Source organism: Opacimonas viscosa (genome assembly GCF_024199005.1).
Classification (GTDB): domain Bacteria; phylum Pseudomonadota; class Gammaproteobacteria; order Enterobacterales; family Alteromonadaceae; genus Opacimonas; species Opacimonas viscosa.
Window position 1 is genome coordinate 1 of record NZ_JANATA010000221.1, and the last position, 257, is coordinate 257.

The window sequence follows — 257 nt, forward strand, 5'->3', positions numbered from 1 at the left end:
GACAGCTACTTCCACCCGTTTGGCGGACACGGCGTTGATATGAATGGCGTCGACTTTCATCAGTACTGGCTGCATACACTGGCCGCCGGGATTACCTGTGAGCTTGAAGACTACAGTATCTGTGCGGTCGCCGCGAAGCAGAACAAGTTTGTGCTGCCTGAGCAAAACCCCAACTCGGTGCTCTCGCATTTGCGCTATGCCTACCATTTTGATGCCACTGCTTATGCCGCCTATTTACGTAAATACGCGGAACAGCG

1 protein-coding gene is annotated in these 257 nt (G+C 53.3%); it reads left to right on the forward strand.

Going from position 1 to position 257, the window contains the following annotated elements:
* Positions 1 to 39: 39 nt before the first annotated feature.
* A partial coding sequence (locus tag NLF92_RS13370; RefSeq protein WP_254102739.1) for a tryptophan 7-halogenase occupies positions 40 to 257 on the forward strand: 218 nt, incomplete at its 3' end.